This window comes from Exiguobacterium sp. s39 (assembly GCF_018618925.1).
In the GTDB taxonomy this organism is placed as follows: domain Bacteria; phylum Bacillota; class Bacilli; order Exiguobacteriales; family Exiguobacteriaceae; genus Exiguobacterium_A; species Exiguobacterium_A abrahamii.
In genome coordinates, this window is record NZ_JACSNA010000001.1 from 1,008,846 (window position 1) to 1,026,549 (window position 17,704).

At 48.3% G+C, this 17,704-nt stretch carries 20 protein-coding genes; 8 read left to right on the plus strand and 12 right to left on the minus strand.

Annotated elements, in window-relative coordinates; all coding sequences use genetic code 11:
- Positions 1 to 57 precede the first annotated feature (57 nt).
- The 4 genes from KNQ11_RS05390 to KNQ11_RS05405 all read left to right on the plus strand — a co-directional run bounded on the left by KNQ11_RS05390 (position 58) and on the right by KNQ11_RS05405 (position 2,132).
- On the plus strand, positions 58 to 765 hold the full coding sequence (locus KNQ11_RS05390) for a hypothetical protein (RefSeq protein WP_214770288.1): 708 nt from the start codon (positions 58 to 60) through the stop codon (positions 763 to 765).
- A gap of 10 nt (positions 766 to 775) precedes the next feature.
- On the plus strand, positions 776 to 1,480 hold the full coding sequence (locus tag KNQ11_RS05395) for an AAA family ATPase (RefSeq protein ID WP_149427443.1): 705 nt from the start codon (positions 776 to 778) through the stop codon (positions 1,478 to 1,480).
- A 105-nt stretch (positions 1,481 to 1,585) separates the two neighbouring features.
- A complete protein-coding gene (locus KNQ11_RS05400; protein WP_214770290.1) occupies positions 1,586 to 1,924 on the plus strand; it encodes a hypothetical protein in 339 nt (112 codons plus the stop codon).
- Positions 1,914 to 2,132, plus strand: a complete 219-nt coding sequence (locus KNQ11_RS05405; RefSeq protein WP_167507574.1) for a helix-turn-helix domain-containing protein — start codon at positions 1,914 to 1,916, stop codon at positions 2,130 to 2,132. The genes KNQ11_RS05400 and KNQ11_RS05405 overlap by 11 nt, the downstream gene beginning before the upstream one ends.
- Here the strand turns inward: KNQ11_RS05405 and KNQ11_RS05410 are convergent.
- The 3 genes from KNQ11_RS05410 to KNQ11_RS05420 form a co-directional block, all read right to left on the minus strand.
- Positions 2,107 to 2,517: an SRPBCC family protein gene (locus KNQ11_RS05410; RefSeq protein ID WP_149427447.1), complete on the minus strand. Its 411-nt coding sequence runs from the start codon at positions 2,515 to 2,517 to the stop codon at positions 2,107 to 2,109. The two genes, KNQ11_RS05405 and KNQ11_RS05410, sit on opposite strands and share 26 nt — an antisense overlap.
- 86 nt (positions 2,518 to 2,603) lie before the next feature.
- Positions 2,604 to 2,822: a hypothetical protein gene (locus KNQ11_RS05415; protein WP_149427448.1), complete on the minus strand. Its 219-nt coding sequence runs from the start codon at positions 2,820 to 2,822 to the stop codon at positions 2,604 to 2,606.
- Positions 2,819 to 4,105, minus strand: coding sequence for a right-handed parallel beta-helix repeat-containing protein (locus tag KNQ11_RS05420; RefSeq protein WP_214770292.1), 1,287 nt, complete (start codon positions 4,103 to 4,105; stop codon positions 2,819 to 2,821). The genes KNQ11_RS05415 and KNQ11_RS05420 overlap by 4 nt, the downstream gene beginning before the upstream one ends.
- A gap of 117 nt (positions 4,106 to 4,222) precedes the next feature.
- Between KNQ11_RS05420 and KNQ11_RS05425 the strand changes: the two genes are divergently transcribed.
- The gene (locus tag KNQ11_RS05425; protein WP_214770295.1) at positions 4,223 to 4,801 is read left to right on the plus strand and encodes a hypothetical protein; all 579 of its coding nucleotides are present in this window, start codon (positions 4,223 to 4,225) and stop codon (positions 4,799 to 4,801) included.
- A gap of 36 nt (positions 4,802 to 4,837) precedes the next feature.
- Here the strand turns inward: KNQ11_RS05425 and KNQ11_RS05430 are convergent, their stop codons facing one another.
- Positions 4,838 to 5,452 (minus strand): histidine phosphatase family protein, encoded by a 615-nt coding sequence (locus KNQ11_RS05430; protein WP_214723355.1) that lies wholly within the window; start codon positions 5,450 to 5,452, stop codon positions 4,838 to 4,840.
- Positions 5,453 to 5,596: 144 nt separating this feature from the next.
- Between KNQ11_RS05430 and KNQ11_RS05435 the strand changes: the two genes are divergently transcribed.
- Positions 5,597 to 6,472: an alpha/beta hydrolase gene (locus tag KNQ11_RS05435; protein ID WP_214770298.1), complete on the plus strand. Its 876-nt coding sequence runs from the start codon at positions 5,597 to 5,599 to the stop codon at positions 6,470 to 6,472.
- A 274-nt stretch (positions 6,473 to 6,746) separates the two neighbouring features.
- Here KNQ11_RS05435 and KNQ11_RS05440 read toward each other — a convergent pair whose 3' ends face one another.
- Both KNQ11_RS05440 and KNQ11_RS05445 read right to left on the minus strand, forming a co-directional pair.
- Positions 6,747 to 7,457 carry a hypothetical protein gene (locus KNQ11_RS05440; RefSeq protein WP_064299789.1) on the minus strand — a complete coding sequence of 237 codons (711 nt, stop codon included), beginning with the start codon at positions 7,455 to 7,457 and terminating at the stop codon, positions 6,747 to 6,749.
- Positions 7,454 to 7,984: a nucleotidyltransferase family protein gene (locus tag KNQ11_RS05445; RefSeq protein ID WP_251139634.1), complete on the minus strand. Its 531-nt coding sequence runs from the start codon at positions 7,982 to 7,984 to the stop codon at positions 7,454 to 7,456. The genes KNQ11_RS05440 and KNQ11_RS05445 overlap by 4 nt, the downstream gene beginning before the upstream one ends.
- Positions 7,985 to 8,170: 186 nt before the next feature.
- On the opposite strand from KNQ11_RS05445, the gene KNQ11_RS05450 reads away from it, so the two are divergent.
- Together KNQ11_RS05450 and KNQ11_RS05455 are read left to right on the plus strand one after the other, a co-directional pair.
- Positions 8,171 to 8,758, plus strand: a complete 588-nt coding sequence (locus KNQ11_RS05450; RefSeq protein WP_064299787.1) for a hypothetical protein — start codon at positions 8,171 to 8,173, stop codon at positions 8,756 to 8,758.
- Between the two features lie 65 nt (positions 8,759 to 8,823).
- On the plus strand, positions 8,824 to 12,060 hold the full coding sequence (locus KNQ11_RS05455; protein ID WP_214770304.1) for an FtsX-like permease family protein: 3,237 nt from the start codon (positions 8,824 to 8,826) through the stop codon (positions 12,058 to 12,060).
- Between the two features lie 52 nt (positions 12,061 to 12,112).
- Here KNQ11_RS05455 and KNQ11_RS05460 read toward each other — a convergent pair whose 3' ends face one another.
- From KNQ11_RS05460 to KNQ11_RS05485, 6 genes are all read right to left on the minus strand, one after another.
- The gene (locus KNQ11_RS05460) at positions 12,113 to 13,036 is read right to left on the minus strand and encodes a DMT family transporter (protein ID WP_214770307.1); all 924 of its coding nucleotides are present in this window, start codon (positions 13,034 to 13,036) and stop codon (positions 12,113 to 12,115) included.
- 105 nt (positions 13,037 to 13,141) lie between these two features.
- Complete coding sequence (locus tag KNQ11_RS05465) at positions 13,142 to 13,612, minus strand: hypothetical protein (RefSeq protein ID WP_149427462.1); 471 nt, start codon at positions 13,610 to 13,612, stop codon at positions 13,142 to 13,144.
- Positions 13,613 to 13,645: 33 nt separating this feature from the next.
- Positions 13,646 to 13,963 (minus strand): hypothetical protein, encoded by a 318-nt coding sequence (locus KNQ11_RS05470; RefSeq protein WP_149427464.1) that lies wholly within the window; start codon positions 13,961 to 13,963, stop codon positions 13,646 to 13,648.
- A 29-nt stretch (positions 13,964 to 13,992) separates the two neighbouring features.
- Positions 13,993 to 16,437 (minus strand): ABC transporter permease, encoded by a 2,445-nt coding sequence (locus KNQ11_RS05475; protein WP_214770311.1) that lies wholly within the window; start codon positions 16,435 to 16,437, stop codon positions 13,993 to 13,995.
- Positions 16,434 to 17,183: an ABC transporter ATP-binding protein gene (locus KNQ11_RS05480; RefSeq protein ID WP_214771902.1), complete on the minus strand. Its 750-nt coding sequence runs from the start codon at positions 17,181 to 17,183 to the stop codon at positions 16,434 to 16,436. The genes KNQ11_RS05475 and KNQ11_RS05480 overlap by 4 nt, the downstream gene beginning before the upstream one ends.
- Before the next feature lie 97 nt (positions 17,184 to 17,280).
- Positions 17,281 to 17,703: a cytidine deaminase gene (locus tag KNQ11_RS05485; RefSeq protein ID WP_214770313.1), complete on the minus strand. Its 423-nt coding sequence runs from the start codon at positions 17,701 to 17,703 to the stop codon at positions 17,281 to 17,283.
- Position 17,704: the final 1 nt, after the last annotated feature.

Here is a 17,704-nt window from a genome sequence, read left to right on the forward strand (position 1 = left end):
CATTTCCAAACGTATACTTAATATAAGCTTGATTCGACACACTGATTGGAGGCACATATGTATTCGATTCCTAGCTATTTCACACTCTACTTAAAAATCATGCTAACCGATAAGATTCCGGTCTTTTGGTCGTTGATTTTCCCGTTGATTCTCGCCTTTGTCTTCGGGTCACGCCTCGACTTCACCGAGAACAGTTTCCTCTCATTCCTCGCGCTCTTTTGGGGCTATATCTTACTTTCGATTTACGTGAATGGCATCGGACTCCAACTTGCCCGGATGCGGGAGCATGGTTTGATGAAGACGTATATCATGATTTCCGGTAGTAAGATTGGTTGTATTCTCGCACTCGTACTCGTTCAGCTCGTGTTCGCAGCCGTTAGTTTGACGGTCTTTACGACGATCCTGATGCTTGTATTCGGCTTCTTCTCACCTTTGACGTTGTTACTCGCTTATCTCGTCTTGTTGCTCAGCATCCCGCTTGCTTTTGCAAGTATCGCCTTGACGATGCTTCCGGCAAAGATTTCGAGTATGTCGACATTAATCAACATCGTCATGTATCCCCTGTTCTTGTTCGCAAGTAACCAACCGGATCGCTGGTACAGTTACTTGAATCCTTTTTATGTCATGAAAACACTTGGTCTCGCCGTCTCTGAGCACGTTACGGGAGCATCGTTACTTATCTTGACCGTCGTACTCGTCGTTTATCTGTTACTTGGTCTATTCTCTGTCAAACGCTTTAATCTCATGTCATTGCTGACCCGATAGGAGGATTCAGATGCACGTTCAACACGTACGCTTCAACTATCCGAAATCACCTGATCTGTTACACGATGTCTCCTTTTCGCTTGTTCCCGGAAAATTGAACGTCTTGATCGGGATGAACGGTGCCGGGAAAACGACACTGTTTGATTGCATGACCGGTGCCTTACCGATCACGTCCGGAGAACTGGACTTACCCGATATCTCGGACATTCTCTATTTGACGCAATTCATCTATTACTCGGATGAATTAAAGGGTAAGGATGTCGCCGTCTTCGTCGGTCGGCTCGCTCGTTTGAAAGCATATCGCAAGCAAGAGACGTATACGCGTCATCTGAAACAGCCGCGAGAGCTTGATTTATTCGCTCATCTGTGGGAAATGAAAATCGGTAAGATGTCCGCTGGCGAAAAGAAATGGTTGTTCGTCACCCTGTTGACGACAGTACCACGTTCGCTCTACATCTTTGACGAGCCAACGAGCGGGGTCGACCCGGCAACACGGCTTCATATCATGCGACGCTTCGAGCAGATGACAGCAAACGGTCAAACGTGCCTCTTCTCGACGCATCAATTACACGATCTATTGCATACCGATGCCCATGTCATCTTCCTTCATCACGGTCGTATTTTGTACGAAGGCGACTTCAAGGATTGGTTGAACCGATTCGAGACGACCGATCCGGACGTCGCGTTCGTTCAGATGCTTGAACTGGCAGGATAACGTTAACCACCTCTATTTTGGAGGTGGTTTTTTTGTAATATTTGAAATATATGTTTTCTAAAAACATGTAAAGGATATACACATTATAAGAAAGGAGGTCGTCCGATGAACTTCATTTCCGGTCAAGCTTTTATCACGATGATGGATTCACTTTTCAACGAAGAGGAATGGAATCGACACGTCCTATACGTCACTGCGAATTCAGCAGCGATCCACTTACAAAAACGATCTACCACCATTCTCTCGCAGCCTATGGAATGTCAGATTTCGTTTCTCGTGCATTTACCAACGCTAGAAAAACGACTGATCGTCAAAACGAATCAACAGGAGACGCGTCAATTTTTCTTTGATTCAATGGCTTCCATCGATTGTATGTGCAATAGTATAATGCCGTGGGCGAATCCAGGGAGATTCAATGAGGAGGAAAACGTTCATGTCCACTAACACTCTTGAACAACGCATGAATGCCGTCCTCGATTGTTTGGCGGCCGCAAAGGACTACCAACGCATCGCCGGACGGCATGATGTGTCGTATCAACAATTGTATAACTGGGTCCGGCGCTATGAGAGCGGCGGTATTCCTGCCCTGACGGATCGCCGTGGCCGGAAGTTACGAAGCGAACGACTTACTTCGACTCAGCATACGCTTTGAACCGATCAAGGATTGCCTGCCAGCCCGCTTGTTGCATTTCAGGCGGGTTGCTTGTTTCGGCATCAAACGATTCGACGACTTCGGTCTGTTGCCCGTTCCGAGAGAAGTCGATTGTCACCTGGCGACCATCTTCGAGGACATACGCAATGCGTTCGTAAGGAACGATTGTCTCGTATGTACCCGTGAAATCAAACCCGATGCTACCATCTTTTGCTTCCATTCGATTCGTGAATTGACCACCGACCGTCAAATCATTCGTTGACGCCGTCGTATGCCAATCGTCAGACGCTGCGTTCCAGCGTTTGATGTCTTCTGGTGCGTTCCAGATCTCCCACACGGTCTCGATCGGACGGTCAATCACGGCTTGAATCGTTAGTTTCGTCATCTTTCTTCCTCCTTACTAATTGAAGTTCCCTCCCTATTTCGAGGACGATTAAATGAATTCCTTTTTATTATCGATTAATTCAGGTGTTATTTTGAACGCTTTGTTTTCCATAACATGAACAATAGAATTGCTGGAACGAGACAGATGATTGCATCGGTAACGGTCGGCAGTCTTAACGCCGGACTTGTTAAAAACCGAACGCCTTCCACCGTCCAAATCGTTAACATACAGGCGGTCAACGCTGCAAGCCGCCAGCGTCTCGGAATCCGGATCCAGTAAGCGAGGAGTCGCTCCGATAACTTCATCTTCCTTCCACCTTTCGGACCGCTTTCAGAAAGCTTTGTTCCGTTTTATAGGAAGCGTCGCGCCACATGAAACGTTTTGTATGCTGGAACGTATTTTTTTCAAACTGATTTCCCGAACTCGTCTTGAAGTAATGGGCGACACTTAACGAACCATCGAATGTGTTCCCGATGATTTTGTTGTCGTGGACATCATGCTGGACGAGCAATTGACCACCCTCGAGCCCTTTCGTATCATTCCCGATCAACTGATTTTGCTCGATCCGGACACGTTTTGTACCGCCTCGCTTCGTGTCATACCCACCGATCGCAATTCCGGTGTAGACGTTTTGCCGTACATCATTCTGGCGCACGATGACATCTTCTGCGTATCGTCCGGCATGTTCACTCGTCACTTCAATCCCTATATCACTCGCTTCGACGAGATTCTTCTCAATTGTTAGGTTTTTCCCACCATCGACATAGATACCGGCTGCATTGTATTCCTTCCCGTAAGCAGGATTGCCGTAGCTCGACGTCCGGTAAACACGATTTTCCGACACGACGCCCTCACGGACGTAGTCGTCTTTCTTCGACTGAGCGATCCCTTCGTGTCCGATCAAATCAATGCCGATGTTGTCGTTATCCCGTACGACGTTCTTCGTCACACGGAAATGTTTGACGTTTCCGTTTAAGACGAGGGCTTCACTGAAACCGAGACGATTCTGCTCGACTCGGTTACCGGTGATCGTCAGGTGACGAATCGCTCCCGTTCCGTAGACGGCGATGCCGTGTGCATTCCCATCTTTCGCGAGCGTCTTGATCTGGCGAACCGTATTGTTCTTCAACGTGATGTTAAATCCTGATCCCGTGACCAAAATGCCGATCGGTGTCGCATCCGACCGTTTCGACTGAACGGCTTCGATCGTCAGTCCTTGGATTGTCACATATTTTCGATTTTTCACCTGAACGATCGGTAAGGTTGCGTCCCGATCTTTGATGTTTTTCCCGCTTAACGTGACCTGCTCGTCTTGATAGTTTCGGAAGGTGATCGGGCGTTCTTTCGTTCCGTTCTGTCTAACGTTCAGCTTCTCGTAATACGTTCCTTTTCGCAAGTAGACCGTCGTACCCGCAGTCGCTTTTTGTGTCGCCTGTCGAATCGTTTTAAACGGATGCTTCAACGTGCCAGTATTTTTATCACTGCCGTTCGGTGCGACGTATAACGATTTTGCCGTCGATTCGGCCTCTTCACTTGTCGAGGCACAACCGACGAGCAGGACGGTTGCTAATAACCATTTGCCTTTCATGATTTCCTCCTTTATTTAGCAAGAACATTGTTGGTATAATCTAGGTAACATTTCTAATTTTTTGAATATTTCAATTTCATCTCGATTCACTATGACTATGGAAAAGAGGATCACGTCATGAAATACGCGCTCTTATTCACTCTGCCCTTCTTGCTTGCTGGTTGCACAACGGAAGCAACCGTCCTTCCAAAAGAAGCCGTCAACATCAAGAAGTCTTCCTTTTCGATCACACCTTCTACCACGAAGGACGAGTCGCAGCAACAGCGGACATTTTTCTTAACTGGTACACTCGATCGCCCACTCCAGCTCAAAGCGGTCCAATTTGACGATACAGAACCACCAGAGGTGCTGATCGACAAATCGATTCCTGCCGGTACATATGATCGCACACCGTTCCAATTGACGTATGATTTGAACCTGCTCAACGATTCGCATGCCTTCACCTATTCGCTTGATACGAAGAATGGTATTCCTGAGACGAAAACGGTCTATACCTTACCTCAAAACGTCCAGACTGACAGCGGTCAATTCAATGATCAGAAACAGACGATTGCTTCGTTCTATCCCTTACTCCTCAAACGCTATACGACAGGAGAATCGATCATCGGTCGCTCGATCGACACGTTATCCTCTCCTCATCTAAAAGTCAGAAAACAAGAAGGCGCAATTTTGATTTATTTGGCGAAATCACGATAAGGGGAACGGCGGACCGAGAAAAAGTCCGCCGTTTTTTTAGTCCGCTATGACATGCGACATGTCAGCTTCTAATCGAATCACGGCTTCCCCATCCCTGTATTCAACGATCGTCAAACTCGTTCCATGAATGAACGGCGGATCCCATAATGTCGCGAACGGCTTTCGTTGAAGATATGTCAGCAAGATGTTAAGGAAGATGCCGTGGGTGACGATCAAAATGTTTTCGTCTTCTTCATGGTCTGCTAGTCGTTCCAAAAACGATAGAATGCGCTCGCGGACCGCGTCAAAGGACTCTCCACTCTCCGGTATGTAGGTATGCGGCGTTTGCCAAAATGCAACATGAGCAAGCGGATGCGCGACTTCAATTTCCGCTGCCGTCCGTCCTTCCCAGGCCCCCATGTGCATTTCACGCAATCGATCGTCGATGGTGACCGGAATCGCTGGATCGAGATCCATCATTCGAACTGTTTCTCGGACGCGACCAATCGGACTGATATAGAGGTGATCCAGATGAATTTCACGTAAGCGGTGACCAAGATCCCGCGCATTTTGTCTGCCCTTTGCTGTCAAAGGAGAGTCTTCCCAGCCTTGCATTCGTTTTTCGAGGTTCCATTCCGTCTCGCCATGACGCGTAATGTAAAGTGTTGGCATCTGTTCCATCCTTTCGATTTCTAGTTTCTTTCAAAAGTGTATCAAACTCTGGCTGCTTTTTCCTGCAACTAGAGAAAACGAATCCAGTAGAGAAATTCACCAATCCGTTCGGTATGATGAAGATAGACCTAAAGGAGGAATTCGATGAATCGCCAAGAGATGATTGACCTTGCCAAACAAATCCGCTCGGATGAGGAACGTCCTCAAGTCACACCTCCTCATCCATCGCAAGCGACAACGACTACACTACAAGTGTCGACTTCAGTCGGAGATGTCCGAGTGTTGTGCCACTCACCGATTGATGCAGTAGAACCGTTACCCGGATTCATCAGTTTCCATGGTGGTGGTTTTATCACCGGAACGCCAGAGATGGATGAACCATGGAATCTGTTTCTCGCTGAGACCGTCAACTGTCATGTTCTCAATATTGAGTATCCGTTAGCCCCGGAGCATCCATTTCCTGTTCCGGTTCACGTCGCCTATGAGGTCGTTCAGTGGATTTTCCAACATGCTGATACGCTACACCTCGATGCTTCACGCATCGCAATCGGAGGGCATAGTGCTGGTGGCAATCTTGCGACTGCCGTATCGTTATGGAACGCTGAGCAGACAGATCCTGTGCCGCTCATCGCTCAAATTCTGGACTATCCTCCGCTTGATCTCGCGACGGATCCCGCGGATAAACCATTCTTCGAGGAGGCGATCTCCGCTGAACAGGCACGGCAGTTCAATGCGATGTACATCGCTCGTGCGGAAGACGCGTATCATCACCTCGCTTCGCCACTCTATGCGGCTCAACTCGATGCGTTACCACAGACGCTCGTCCTGACGGCGGAGCACGACTCGCTGGCGCAGGAGGCGCGGCAGTATGCGAAACGCCTTCAGGCGGCAGGTGTCGCTGTTGAGCACCAGGAATTCGCCGGTCAAGCTCATGCGTTTACGCATCACGGTGACTTAGACGTGGCACTTCAGGCGTGGCAACGTATCGCGGATTACCTCAAGTCTGTCTATCGTTCGTAAGTATACGGAGCTGACTCAAAAGTCAGTTTCCACAAAGATAAGGATAGCAGAATGATGATTTGCTACCCTTATCTTATAACAAAAAGAATGACGCGTTTCACGCAACTCCCACAGGAAAAAGCGCATCTTTGCGCTGTCAGAGACAAACAAGACCCGCTTTCCTGCTTGAATAAGGCAGGAAAGCTGGCTTGTGTCTCGCCTGAGGAAAGGGCGTGAAAAGACGTGTCATTCTTTTTTGAGTCAGCCTCTTTGTCTTTTTAGCCTGTCTAATCGTTTACTCGGTGAGAAGCGAGTCAATCGGACTGTCTAGTGATCGCTGAATCAATCGTATGATCGTCTCTTCCGGTCGATCACTGACGATCCACATCACGTCTGTTCCGTTTTGGTAGGCAAGATTGAGCTGTTTTCCTTGCTTTAGAACGTGTACTTTCAATCCATTAACGGTACGTACCCGTTTTCCAAATCGTGCCGGAATCTGCTCACTTTTCAGTCGTGTCTGAATCACTGTATAATGACGATTCGTTACAAGTTTCGTCGTCATTTTCTTCTTGTTTCCTTCCCACGCTAGGCTCCCTTCGATTGCCTCGCCTTTCGTCGATTGATCCCGAATGAGATCCATTGAACTGCTTAACATCCAGTTCGACTTTTTTTCGTAAATCATCAGCGTATCGTATCGTCCTTCAATCACGCTTGCTAACAGTAGATTATAGTCACCGAATCGAGCGTCCACTCGAAAATCGTCTTGCTTTAACGTATAGGTGGACTTGTCACTCAAGTCATACTTAAACTGATGCTCAGCGGTCTGAGACGCAGTCGGATAGGAACCACTGTCGAACAGACTCATACCATCAACGTGAATCTTTTCCTTCACCTCGACATTCTTTTCCGGCGCGCATCCGCTGATACAGAGGAGTCCTACTAGTAAAATCGGTATCGTTTTTTGATAACTGATTCGTTTCATCGCATAAGCTCCTTCTTGTTTCATGGACGTATATGTAGACTCGGATCGTCTCTCCATCCTTTTTTACTAACCCGTTGCTGAAAGATCGAATGACGTTCAGTACCAACTTGAAAAGACGGTGTCGGTCGAATGATCCGATTCGTAAAGTCACTTGCGCCGTATGGAAGATAGAGTTCAAAGTCTGGTCGTCTCGTCACACCGATTGCCGTGACGATCTCCGGGAACTGCGCGATTGCATCTTGTGCTGATGTGTATGGAGGCAAATCGTTGACTGCGTGCATGCGTGCTTGATTCTTGACCGACCACGGTAAATCAAGCCATTCACACAATTGTCGCTCATGTCTTTTTTCCGTCGCTTCTGAAATATCCGATGGATCAAAATAAACGATATCGATGTCCGACTGTGCGTTTAAGTCGGTTCCCCAAACCTTCGAACGTAAGACACCGGCACAGATCCACCAATCCGGCAAATCAAGTCGTTCTACATTGGCCAGCATGAGTTGCACTTCCGCATCCTCTCGTAATCGCTGTTCGATGTCAGCTTGATTCATTTCGTTTTCTCCCTCCAACGCAGCATGATGCTGGTTGCTTATTTTCTATAGTTTACCTCATTTCATCAGAACGGGAATCATTCCCTGACTTTTATCCCATTTTTTGTATTATCACTTGTTTCCATTCCTTGTAAATAGTATATTTTGTATAACTATTCTGACAATTCAACGAAAAGGAGTGTTTTCATGTCACGTTCTCGTAAAACGATTCCCGTGCTTGTGACTTCTTTTGCTCTGCTTGGTGGTGTTGGTTGGTACTGGGCTTCACATCAGGATAAACCCGTCAACGTCTCATCACAAACGAAATTAGCTGGTGTTAATGAAACAACCGAAGATCATGTTCAATCGATTCAAGAATTGATGAAGCTAGGAATTGTTAAAACGTATCCTGGTGATCCGGAATTAAAAAAGAAGTCATTCCGTGCTGAAGCACTTTTAGCTTCTCCCCCAAAAGAATTACAGTTAAAAGAAAAGACGGGTTTCCGCTACGTAACCGTACCACTTGTCCTGCATGATACGACTGAGACTGTGGGAGGTTACAGCATTTATAAACCGAACTTGTTTGTTCTAAATGACGGTAAGGGCAACGAATACAAGGTGGTCGACTATGTCAACCATAATCCGAAGGCATGGCGTAACAGTCATCAGTATTACGCTCCACAACGTGCTCAACTCGATCTCGTGTATCAAGTACCAGTCAAATCGAAAACGTTCGTCTTACTCGCAGATTCCGACGCGTTCCCGAAAACACATGCGATTAAGATCGAGTTATGAACTGTCGCGCTTGCATGAATGTGTAGGCGCTTTTTACATAGTATTTTAGAAGGGACGTGGTGTGAGTGCTACGATTCATTTGGAATTCTTGGTGGCGCAACAAAGAACGATTCATCCTCTTACTTGTCGGCGTACTCGTCGTCAGTACCGGATTGAGTTACTTGATCGGCACGACGCAAGCGAACAACGGTACCGTCGTTGACGAGTTACAAAAACGCTGGAAATCTTCCTACGATATCGTCGTTCGTCCACCGAACAGCCGGAGCGTGACGGAAGACCTCAAACTACTCGAACCGAACTATATGAGTGGTCTAGACGGTGGGATCACGATGAAACAATACAAAACAATTCAAGCCCTTGCAGATGTCGACGTCGCTGCTCCAATCGCGATGATTGGAAATCATGCGACAGGTGCAAACGTCGGCACGCATCGTTTTGATGATTACGGTGTCTATAAGTTGACGATCACTGACAAACAGAATACCGGACTAAACGTCGAAAAGTATTCTTCCGTCAACTATCTTGCTGCTGGGTGGACGCCGGATGAAAATGCCACTATCTCTGGTGTCTCACCTGCTGCGCTCGGTGAAGAACCTTTGCTCGAGTTCGGGAGCGATACGATGATTGCCGGAATTGACCCAAAAGCGGAAGCCCGCTTGATTGGTCTAGACGAGGCGACAGTCGACGGCAAACATAGCCGTTATTTTGACGAACAGGACACAGCAAACATCGTCGATCCGGAACTTGGAACGGTCGAGCTTCCCATATTGATGAACGAGCGCGAGTATGTCGACGCATCGCGAACGTATACGTATGAAAAGTTAGATCTTCCCCTCATTAATGATTCGATTCAGGAGACGATTCGAGATGTGACGAAACGGGGCGGTAAAAAATATTTAAAAACGTTAAAGACGACGGATAGTCCTGGAAAAACCTATTCCGTCACGACACAAGACGTTCAGAAAAAATTGATCCAGCAAATCATGACAGACTCCTTTCCGACATTACCCTCTGGTAACTCCGAGTGGCTGATCCTCAAACCGTCACCAATCAGTTACCAGACGATTTCGAGCCCTTTCGCTTCGCGTTGGCCTTTCAGTTATCAGGTCGAACCGAAAAAAGTCAATCCTGATTCCTTACTTGCGAAACGGACGATGTATCGTGAGGCACGGATGTTCGGAAAAACGAGTGACGATTGGCCACGGATTCGCTTGAACTATATCGGCGTCTTCAATCCGAAGAAATTGAATTTATCAAAGGATCCGTTAACCGAATTACCGATGGAAACTTACTTCCCAGCTAAAGCACAATGGGTCATGGACAAAAACGATCGACCGGTCAATCCGGTCAAGGACGTCAAGCCGACGAACGACGCCTATGATTTCTTGACGAAACCACCTTCTATGTTGACGACGCTCGATGCCGCCTTTAAGATTCGCGGTGAAAAAGCGATTTCCGTCATTCGTGTCAACGTCAAAGGTGTCGATCAGATGAATGCCGCGAGTGAGCAAAAACTCCAAGATGTCGCTCGCGAAATCGAGGATAAGACCGGTTTGATCACGGACGTCACGCTCGGTTCGTCACCGCAACTTGCATTGACTTACTTACCGGGTCTAGAAAAAAAATCGGCGCTCGGCTGGGTGCAGCAACCGTGGATCAAGCTCGGTTCTTCAATGACGATTTTCCAGGAAGCGAAAGTCGGTATGTCTGGTGTCATCGCTAGCGTCATCGCGGTCGCACTCGTCTATGTCTTTAGTTCTAACATCATCCTGCTGTACGCTCGTAAAAAAGAGTTCTCGATTCTATTATCACTCGGTTGGCGGCCACGTCAGCTCTCTAAACTGCTATTCCTTGAAGCGACGCTACTCGGTTCTCTCGTCGCACTAATCGCCTGGACGATCCTCGGTACGTTCTGGTTGACGACGGACCATCCAATCGCACTGGGTCGGATTCTTCTAATCGGACTAGCCGGTTTACTCATCTACTGGGGTGGTACACTCGTACCGATGACATTGATCCGAAGAATCAAGCCGTATGAGAGTATGCGTTCCGGGGAAGTCTCTCGTTCACGACGCTTCGTCCGCTCCCAATCGATTGTTGGTATGAGCATGAACCAACTCTTCACATACTGGCAACGAACGCTTCTTTCCATCATCGCGATTGCCTTACCCACGGGTCTGTTCATCTTCTTCCTGTTCGTGACATTCCGTCTAAAAGGAGTCTTGTATGCAACGTGGCTCGGCGAATACGTCGCTTTAGAAGTCGGCACGATGCATTATGTCGCGATGGGTGTCGCCTTATTGATTGCTATTTTGACGACGACGGAAATTCTTTGGCAAAACGTCAATGAACGTCGCAGTCAACTCGCCGTCTTAAAGGCGACAGGTTGGCAAGACACACTCATCCGCCGACTTGTCTTACTGGAAGGTTTGTTGACAGGGCTACTTGCTGGGATTGTCGGACTTCTCTTTGCGCTAGCGATGATTTGGCAAGTCTACCGTCAATTCCCGACATCGGAACTCGGTTTCTTATCTGCTACGATTCTAATTCCGCTTGTAACTGGAATTATCGGAGCCGTCTTGCCAGCTCAACGGGCTGTCCGAATCGTTCCGAATGCAGCGATCAGTAGTGTCAGCGTCAATTCCAAAGAGACGGAGCGTCGCTTCAAGCTGGCCCTCTCAACGATTGGTGCCGTGCTATTTGTCGGTGTCTTATCGCTATTCCTGTTTGCGACAAATGAATCGCCAGCTGAACAGACACCGATCGCTCAAGCACCGAAGGTCATCACGACAGGTAGCAAGATTACAGATGGTGTGACCGGATCGAAGAGAACGCTTAAGAAAACAGAAAAACAAGCTTCCGGTGTGATTGAAGAAACGATGGCGAAAGGCGTCATCAAGTCGTTCCCGGGAGACCCCGTCGTCAAAGATACAAGTTTTTGGGTTGGTACGTTATTGAAGCAACCGCCTGCCTCCTTGAAATTAAAAGAAAAAGCCGGTTATCAATACATCACTGTACCGACGTTCTATCAAGACCCATTTTATCAAGAAATCGGTGAAGAAAGGTTTTACCATCCGAATCGTTTCAGTCTGACTGGAGTCAGCGGAGTCTACGAACCGATTGATTATGAAAATAAGAACGAAAAAACTTGGAAACAAGGACTGAAATACGTCGCCCCGGGCAAAGCACACGTCAATCTCGTCTATCAAGTTCCGGCAGACGAGACGGAATTCGTCCTGTTCGTCTCAGGGGATAACTTCGCGAAGACGATTTCAATCAAAATCGATTTAAAGAACGACTAAAAACAGACCGTCTTGCGCGTAGATTCCCCTATGCGCGAGACGGTCTGTTTGTTCATAAACGAATCAGGATGATGCCACCTAGCATGACAAGTAGACTGACGATCTGCACACCAGTGACCGGTTGTTTTTTCGCACCGAACCAGCCGAAACGGTCAATCAATAGACTGCCAGTCAGAAGACCGATCGTGACGATGACGACAGCGAGTCCTGTACCAACGAGCGGAACGATGAAGGCATTACCGGCAACGAACAACGCACCGATCAACCCACCGATCCAAATCCAGGCAGGTAAGGATTGCGACCGATCGATGTGCCACTTCGTTCGGAGGATCAGATTCAGCAATAACAAGGTGATCATCCCGATGACAAATGAAATCAAGGCGCCTTTGACGGCTGACTCGAGAACACTACCGAGATGACCATTGATCGCCGTCTGGGCAGCACTCATCATACCGGTCAGAATCCCGAGCAGACGCCAGACAAGCACCGAGTTTTCTGATGATGCCACCTGTTGCTTCCGCCGTCGTGCGAAATAGTCACCAAGCGCGACCGTCCCGACGACACCGAGTAACACAAGCACTGCGCCGATGACTCGTGTCAGTGAGAGTGAGGTGACCGTTGACTCAAACAATCCGAAATGATCGATCAACAGTCCCATGATGACCTGACCGAAAATGGGCATGATGACCGTTTGGACGCCTCCGAGTCGTGGAAACAACAAGATGTTCCCGGTCAAATAGATGACGCCGAGCAGTCCCCCACCCCAAATCCAGAACGGTTCATCGGCAGTAGCCGTGAGACCTGTGAGATTCCCATCGACGAGCAACACGAGAATCAGTAAGAAGAGTGAGCCGATCGAAAAGGAAATCAGCGAAGCGAGGAACGGCGAACCGACGACGCCCCGCAGTCGTGTATTGACACTCGTTTGAACCGGTACGAGCAGACCGATGATAAATCCAATGATGATTGCAAGCATACGAGGACCTCCTTTTTCATGTGCCCCTTCATCATACGGTAGCGGCTCATGTTGAAGCGACCGGAATGCTCAAAAAGGAGCCGGTTCATCGACCGGCTCCACGGATTAGATCTTTTTCCACGACTTCGGATAGGTCCGGAGTTCCTTCTTCGTTGGATGCTCAGCATCGAGACGTTTTCCGTTTCGTTCAAGCAACATATCGGACACGAGCAAAACAATCGCAAGAACGACATAGACGGCAAAACTGAGGAAGAATGGCAAGTCGAATACGATGATCAGTGGGAAAAATAATCCCATTAAGATCACGAACAAAAAATCGGTCACATACTGCCATTGAATGATTTTTTTCATCTGTGGTTCTACCGTTAATGCCATATCACGTTCGACTTCTTGCGAGTGAATCCGCGCAATCCAGACCAATGCTACAAGTAAAAAGAACAATGGCCAGTACACGTCCCGATTGGCGACGACTAATAAGATACTGACGCCGTACAGCAACGAGCTGTACAAACGTGGTTTGACGAGTTGACGCTTTTCTTCTTGAATGAACGCGATGCGTTCGGCTTTCGTTTTCACCTATATTCCCCCAAACGGATGTAACATCTACTATTAATTCGATCGAACCGTCCGAGATCGACCGATGTACTCGACTTTATTTTGAAGTACACGATACATCCGGTATTCTCCCGTCGGTGCCGACTTCAGCTGAACGGCAATCTGATGACGTCGTGATTTCGATGATTCCGACGCTACGAAGTACGGTTTGACCGATGCGATATCATCGCGTCCGAACTGCTTCGTCACGTGTCGAACGACTTGTACTTCAACAATCTGTTCATAGGTCGCATCCCGTTCATCTGCGATCATCCACCAGCCGACACCGCTAATTATTACGAGTAATAGAATCGCCCCGATCGTTTTTCGCATTTCGATCCCCCCGGTTCACGTGCCCTTATTTACTGTTTCAATTCGTGAACGAGGTTTTCCTGCTTTCGTCGGGTGACGAACCAAGCGATGCTTATGACAAGCACTATTAAACCGACAATGGTTCCGGCAATCGTCGGTACGTTGAAGTAAAATGATCCCGCATCATCAATCCGTGTCACGAAGAAGGTCGCCCCGATACCACTGATCAGTCCAAAGGTGATGCCGCTCCCAATGAATAAGAGCATTTGAATGAGTGTCAGCTGACGGAGCTTGTTCCGTGTCAACGCAATCGTTCGTAGCAAAGCATACTCACCTCGTTTTCCACTCACGAAACTGAGTAAGGCGTTCGCAAGTCCGAACCAGACGGATCCACTCATGACGACGAGCGCAATCAAGAAGACGAACCAGCGTTCCGTCGTTTGTTGCTCCGCATCGCGAAGCGCGTCAGATAGTCGACTCACTTGCAATGTCGGATAACTTTGCGTGATCTCTGATAATGTTGTGGTCACTTGCGCCTTCGTTAACTCGGACGGAACGTCGATAAAGACATTCAAGATGTGATCGTTTGGTTGCCGCAGTTGCTCGTTCCGCCAATCCACGAGGACGTCTGGTGCTATCTTCTTTTCAATTCCAACGATTCGGAATTGACCGACCGAAACGCTTCGTTCTTGTTCCCCGTCCCATCGCCCGAGCGGCAACATATCGCCTTTTTGAAGACTGTGTGTTTTAGCAAAGGCACGTGAGACGATGATTCCTTCTGCGTCACTCGTCTGTTCTCCCGCTAAGACATCAAGACGACGATAATCCGTCACTTCGTATTCGATCGAGACATCTTCTTGAGGCGACTGGTATTCGAAGGAATTGCGAGACGACAGGAAGGTCGCTCTTGCGCCAGGTAGGTCGGTTTCAATTTGTCGAATCAATTGCAACGGGTTTCCTTGCGATCCTTCATCCAAACGACTCTTTAAGACGACCTCCGTCGGATATTGGCTGATGATGTACTTCCGTTCGTTTTGTTGCACCGTCTCAAGGAACGTCGAGCCGATGACGACGATGATCATCAAGACTTGAACAATCAGCATCAACCAGGCATTTTTCCGAAGTTGCGGTAACACGCCCCGGAAGGCGACGAAACTTGTCGGTCCCGCTAACCGACGAACGATCGGTTCCGCTCGCTGCAGCACTCCCTTCAAGAGGAGTGGCGTCGCAAGATACATCGTCAGTAAAAAGGCGACGGTTGCACCGAGCCAGGCGATTGTCCGTGCCCCCTCCGTACTGGCAATCACTTCAGCGAACAACACCAAACTGACGGTCAATCCACTACTGAACAGGACGAGACGTTTTCGCTGGGTCGGTCGTGACGCCGTTTTCAGATTTTCTCGCAAGACGTGGAGTGGTAACACATCCCGTTTTCGATAAGCCGTACTCGCAAGCAACAGCAGAATCAACAAAGCACTACCGATCGTGATGAGCATCAAAAACGCTCCCTGATCAATCATGAGGGAGACGATCATTTTACCCTCTGTCGGCCATACGAGTTGACCGAGCAACGGTAAGCAAATACTGCCTAGAATCGTAAGCATCGTGCCCGCTAAGACAATCAATCCAGATTGAACGAAGAAGAGCTGAAACAATTGCCGGGTCGTCGCCCCAAGCGTCCGCATGATTGCAAATTGGACAGCATGTTTACGTAAATACAAGTCGAAATTCGCCATCAAGATGAAGCCGGACACGACAAGGATCAGTACTGACAAGATTCCGATGTAGCCGTTCAGCGCCGGTGAGAGGGCTTGCCCCTCCGCAAGTTCAACCCGGAGCTTCGGATTCGCTTTGACGAGTGTATCGGCATAGTGGACGAAATCCACCTCTTTTTTTAGATTGAGCAAGACGGCTTTCGTTTCGATCGGATGGTTCCTTTTAAGATCAGCATACGAAAGCAAGACTTGATCGTGCGAAGCTTCAGACGTTTTTGCATTTGGTAAAATCTCTCGGATCCGATACGTCTTTTCTCCGACGCGTAGCGCTTGCCCGACACTACGATCAAGCGACGTCGCGAGTCTAGCTGACACGATTACTTCTCCCTGTTTCAAATCGTTCGTGAAATGATACCGACTTTTCGTCAGGGCATCCGAATGAACTCCCATCGTCTCCACGTCGGCCATCGTTTGACCAGCGACGCGCGCCGTCGTCTGTAAGATCGACTCTGCGCGCAAGACACCGTGATTCTTTTCAAGTTGCTCCAACACGGACTGATCCGTCCGCTCGTCTTCTGGTGTATATTTGACCGTCAGATCGACTTGACCGTATCTTTGTTCATGATCCGCTTCGATTGCGGCTTGATTATGTAGTAAAAAAATGACCATCGTTAAAACGAGACCAATCGAAATCATGACGCTTCCGATTGAGGTCACTAAAATCATCGGACTTTTACGGTACAGTCGGTGGGAAAGACGGAAGAGATGTTGTCGTTTCATACAGCCCCCACGAACTGCTCGTATGTCTCTAAGATCGGCGCCACGTCACCGGTCGACAGCTGATCGGCGACGATCTGTCCGTCATGGAAATACAGCACCCGCTTCGCATGAGCGGCTACGGTCGCATCATGGGTCACGAGCAGGATGCTCGTCTGTTGTTCGCGATTAAGTTCTTGTAGCAACTGCATGATTTCCGCAGATGTCTTGAAATCGAGGTTCCCCGTCGGCTCATCCGCTAAGATGATCGGTGGTCGACTGATCAAGGCACGCGCGATCGCGACACGTTGTTGTTGTCCACCCGACAACTCTTGCGGTCGATGATTGTTCCATTTCGTCAGTCCGACTCGTTTGAGCCAAGTCTCTACCTCTTGATTGATCGTTTTATCATACATCCCCTTCAACATCAATGGTAAGGCGATATTCTCCTGCACCGTCAAATCATCGAGCAGGTGAAACGATTGAAAGATGAACCCGATGTGTTGCTGACGGTATAACGTCGCAGCAGGTTCAGTGAAGATGTCGCGTTGCCGTTTTTTCTTTAAGGTCAACGTTCCGCCGGTTGGCGCGTCAAGCGCTCCCAGGATATTCAACAGTGTACTTTTCCCGGAGCCACTCGTGCCCATGATGGCGATGAATCCTCCTTCCTCTAACGTAAAGCTGACTTGCTTCAACGCATGGATCGTCTCCGTTCCACGTATGTAGGTTTTTGATAACCGTTCGACTTCTAATAAAGCTGACACGCATATCCCTCCTTAGTTGTTCCGTCTATATCATAACCATAATAAGGATTTTTTAGAAGTAAATGCAAAAATACTCCTCATCTAAACGATGAGGAGTTACTGGTTATTGTCGGACATATTTCAATGGAATCAAATCTGCAATTCGAACTTTCGTCAATTGATCGTCGATCGTTAAGAGGACAAATGCGTCCGGTGCATAGTCGGAAATCAATTCGCGGCACATGCCGCACGGACTGACGACACGAATCGTTCGGTCCGTCTCATCCGAATAGGGATGTCGGACAGCGACGATCGTCTCAAAATCCGTCAATCCATCCGTGATAGCGGAACCGATCATGATTGCTTCCGCGCACACCGTCACCCGTCCGATATACGCTTCGACATGAACACCCGTTTTCGTCGCGCCATCTTTCGTCCGCAACGCAGCTGCGACGTGATGTTTATCGTCGGTGTAACGGCTTTGAATCGTTTCGGTTGCTAGTTCGACCAGTTGCAGGTCGGCTTCTGTAATCGGATAAGTCTGCATA

Bases quoted from the DNA above. Each gene is read 5' to 3' on its own strand.
- KNQ11_RS05450 (WP_064299787.1), top strand. From the start codon at position 8,171: ATGTCACGTTCTCGTAAAACGATTCCCGTGCTTGTGACTTCTTTTGCT.
- KNQ11_RS05410 (WP_149427447.1), bottom strand. From the start codon at position 2,517: ATGACGAAACTAACGATTCAAGCCGTGATTGACCGTCCGATCGAGACC.
- KNQ11_RS05395 (WP_149427443.1), top strand. From the start codon at position 776: ATGCACGTTCAACACGTACGCTTCAACTATCCGAAATCACCTGATCTG.
- KNQ11_RS05435 (WP_214770298.1), top strand. From the start codon at position 5,597: ATGAATCGCCAAGAGATGATTGACCTTGCCAAACAAATCCGCTCGGAT.
- KNQ11_RS05415 (WP_149427448.1), bottom strand. From the start codon at position 2,822: ATGAAGTTATCGGAGCGACTCCTCGCTTACTGGATCCGGATTCCGAGA.
- KNQ11_RS05475 (WP_214770311.1), bottom strand. From the start codon at position 16,437: ATGAAACGACAACATCTCTTCCGTCTTTCCCACCGACTGTACCGTAAA.
- KNQ11_RS05460 (WP_214770307.1), bottom strand. From the start codon at position 13,036: ATGCTTGCAATCATCATTGGATTTATCATCGGTCTGCTCGTACCGGTT.
- KNQ11_RS05470 (WP_149427464.1), bottom strand. From the start codon at position 13,963: ATGCGAAAAACGATCGGGGCGATTCTATTACTCGTAATAATTAGCGGT.
- KNQ11_RS05425 (WP_214770295.1), top strand. From the start codon at position 4,223: ATGAAATACGCGCTCTTATTCACTCTGCCCTTCTTGCTTGCTGGTTGC.
- KNQ11_RS05485 (WP_214770313.1), bottom strand. From the start codon at position 17,703: ATGCAGACTTATCCGATTACAGAAGCCGACCTGCAACTGGTCGAACTA.
- KNQ11_RS05420 (WP_214770292.1), bottom strand. From the start codon at position 4,105: ATGAAAGGCAAATGGTTATTAGCAACCGTCCTGCTCGTCGGTTGTGCC.
- KNQ11_RS05445 (WP_251139634.1), bottom strand. From the start codon at position 7,984: ATGAATCAAGCTGACATCGAACAGCGATTACGAGAGGATGCGGAAGTG.
- KNQ11_RS05430 (WP_214723355.1), bottom strand. From the start codon at position 5,452: ATGCCAACACTTTACATTACGCGTCATGGCGAGACGGAATGGAACCTC.
- KNQ11_RS05440 (WP_064299789.1), bottom strand. From the start codon at position 7,457: ATGAAACAAGAAGGAGCTTATGCGATGAAACGAATCAGTTATCAAAAA.
- KNQ11_RS05400 (WP_214770290.1), top strand. From the start codon at position 1,586: ATGAACTTCATTTCCGGTCAAGCTTTTATCACGATGATGGATTCACTT.
- KNQ11_RS05390 (WP_214770288.1), top strand. From the start codon at position 58: ATGTATTCGATTCCTAGCTATTTCACACTCTACTTAAAAATCATGCTA.
- KNQ11_RS05405 (WP_167507574.1), top strand. From the start codon at position 1,914: ATGTCCACTAACACTCTTGAACAACGCATGAATGCCGTCCTCGATTGT.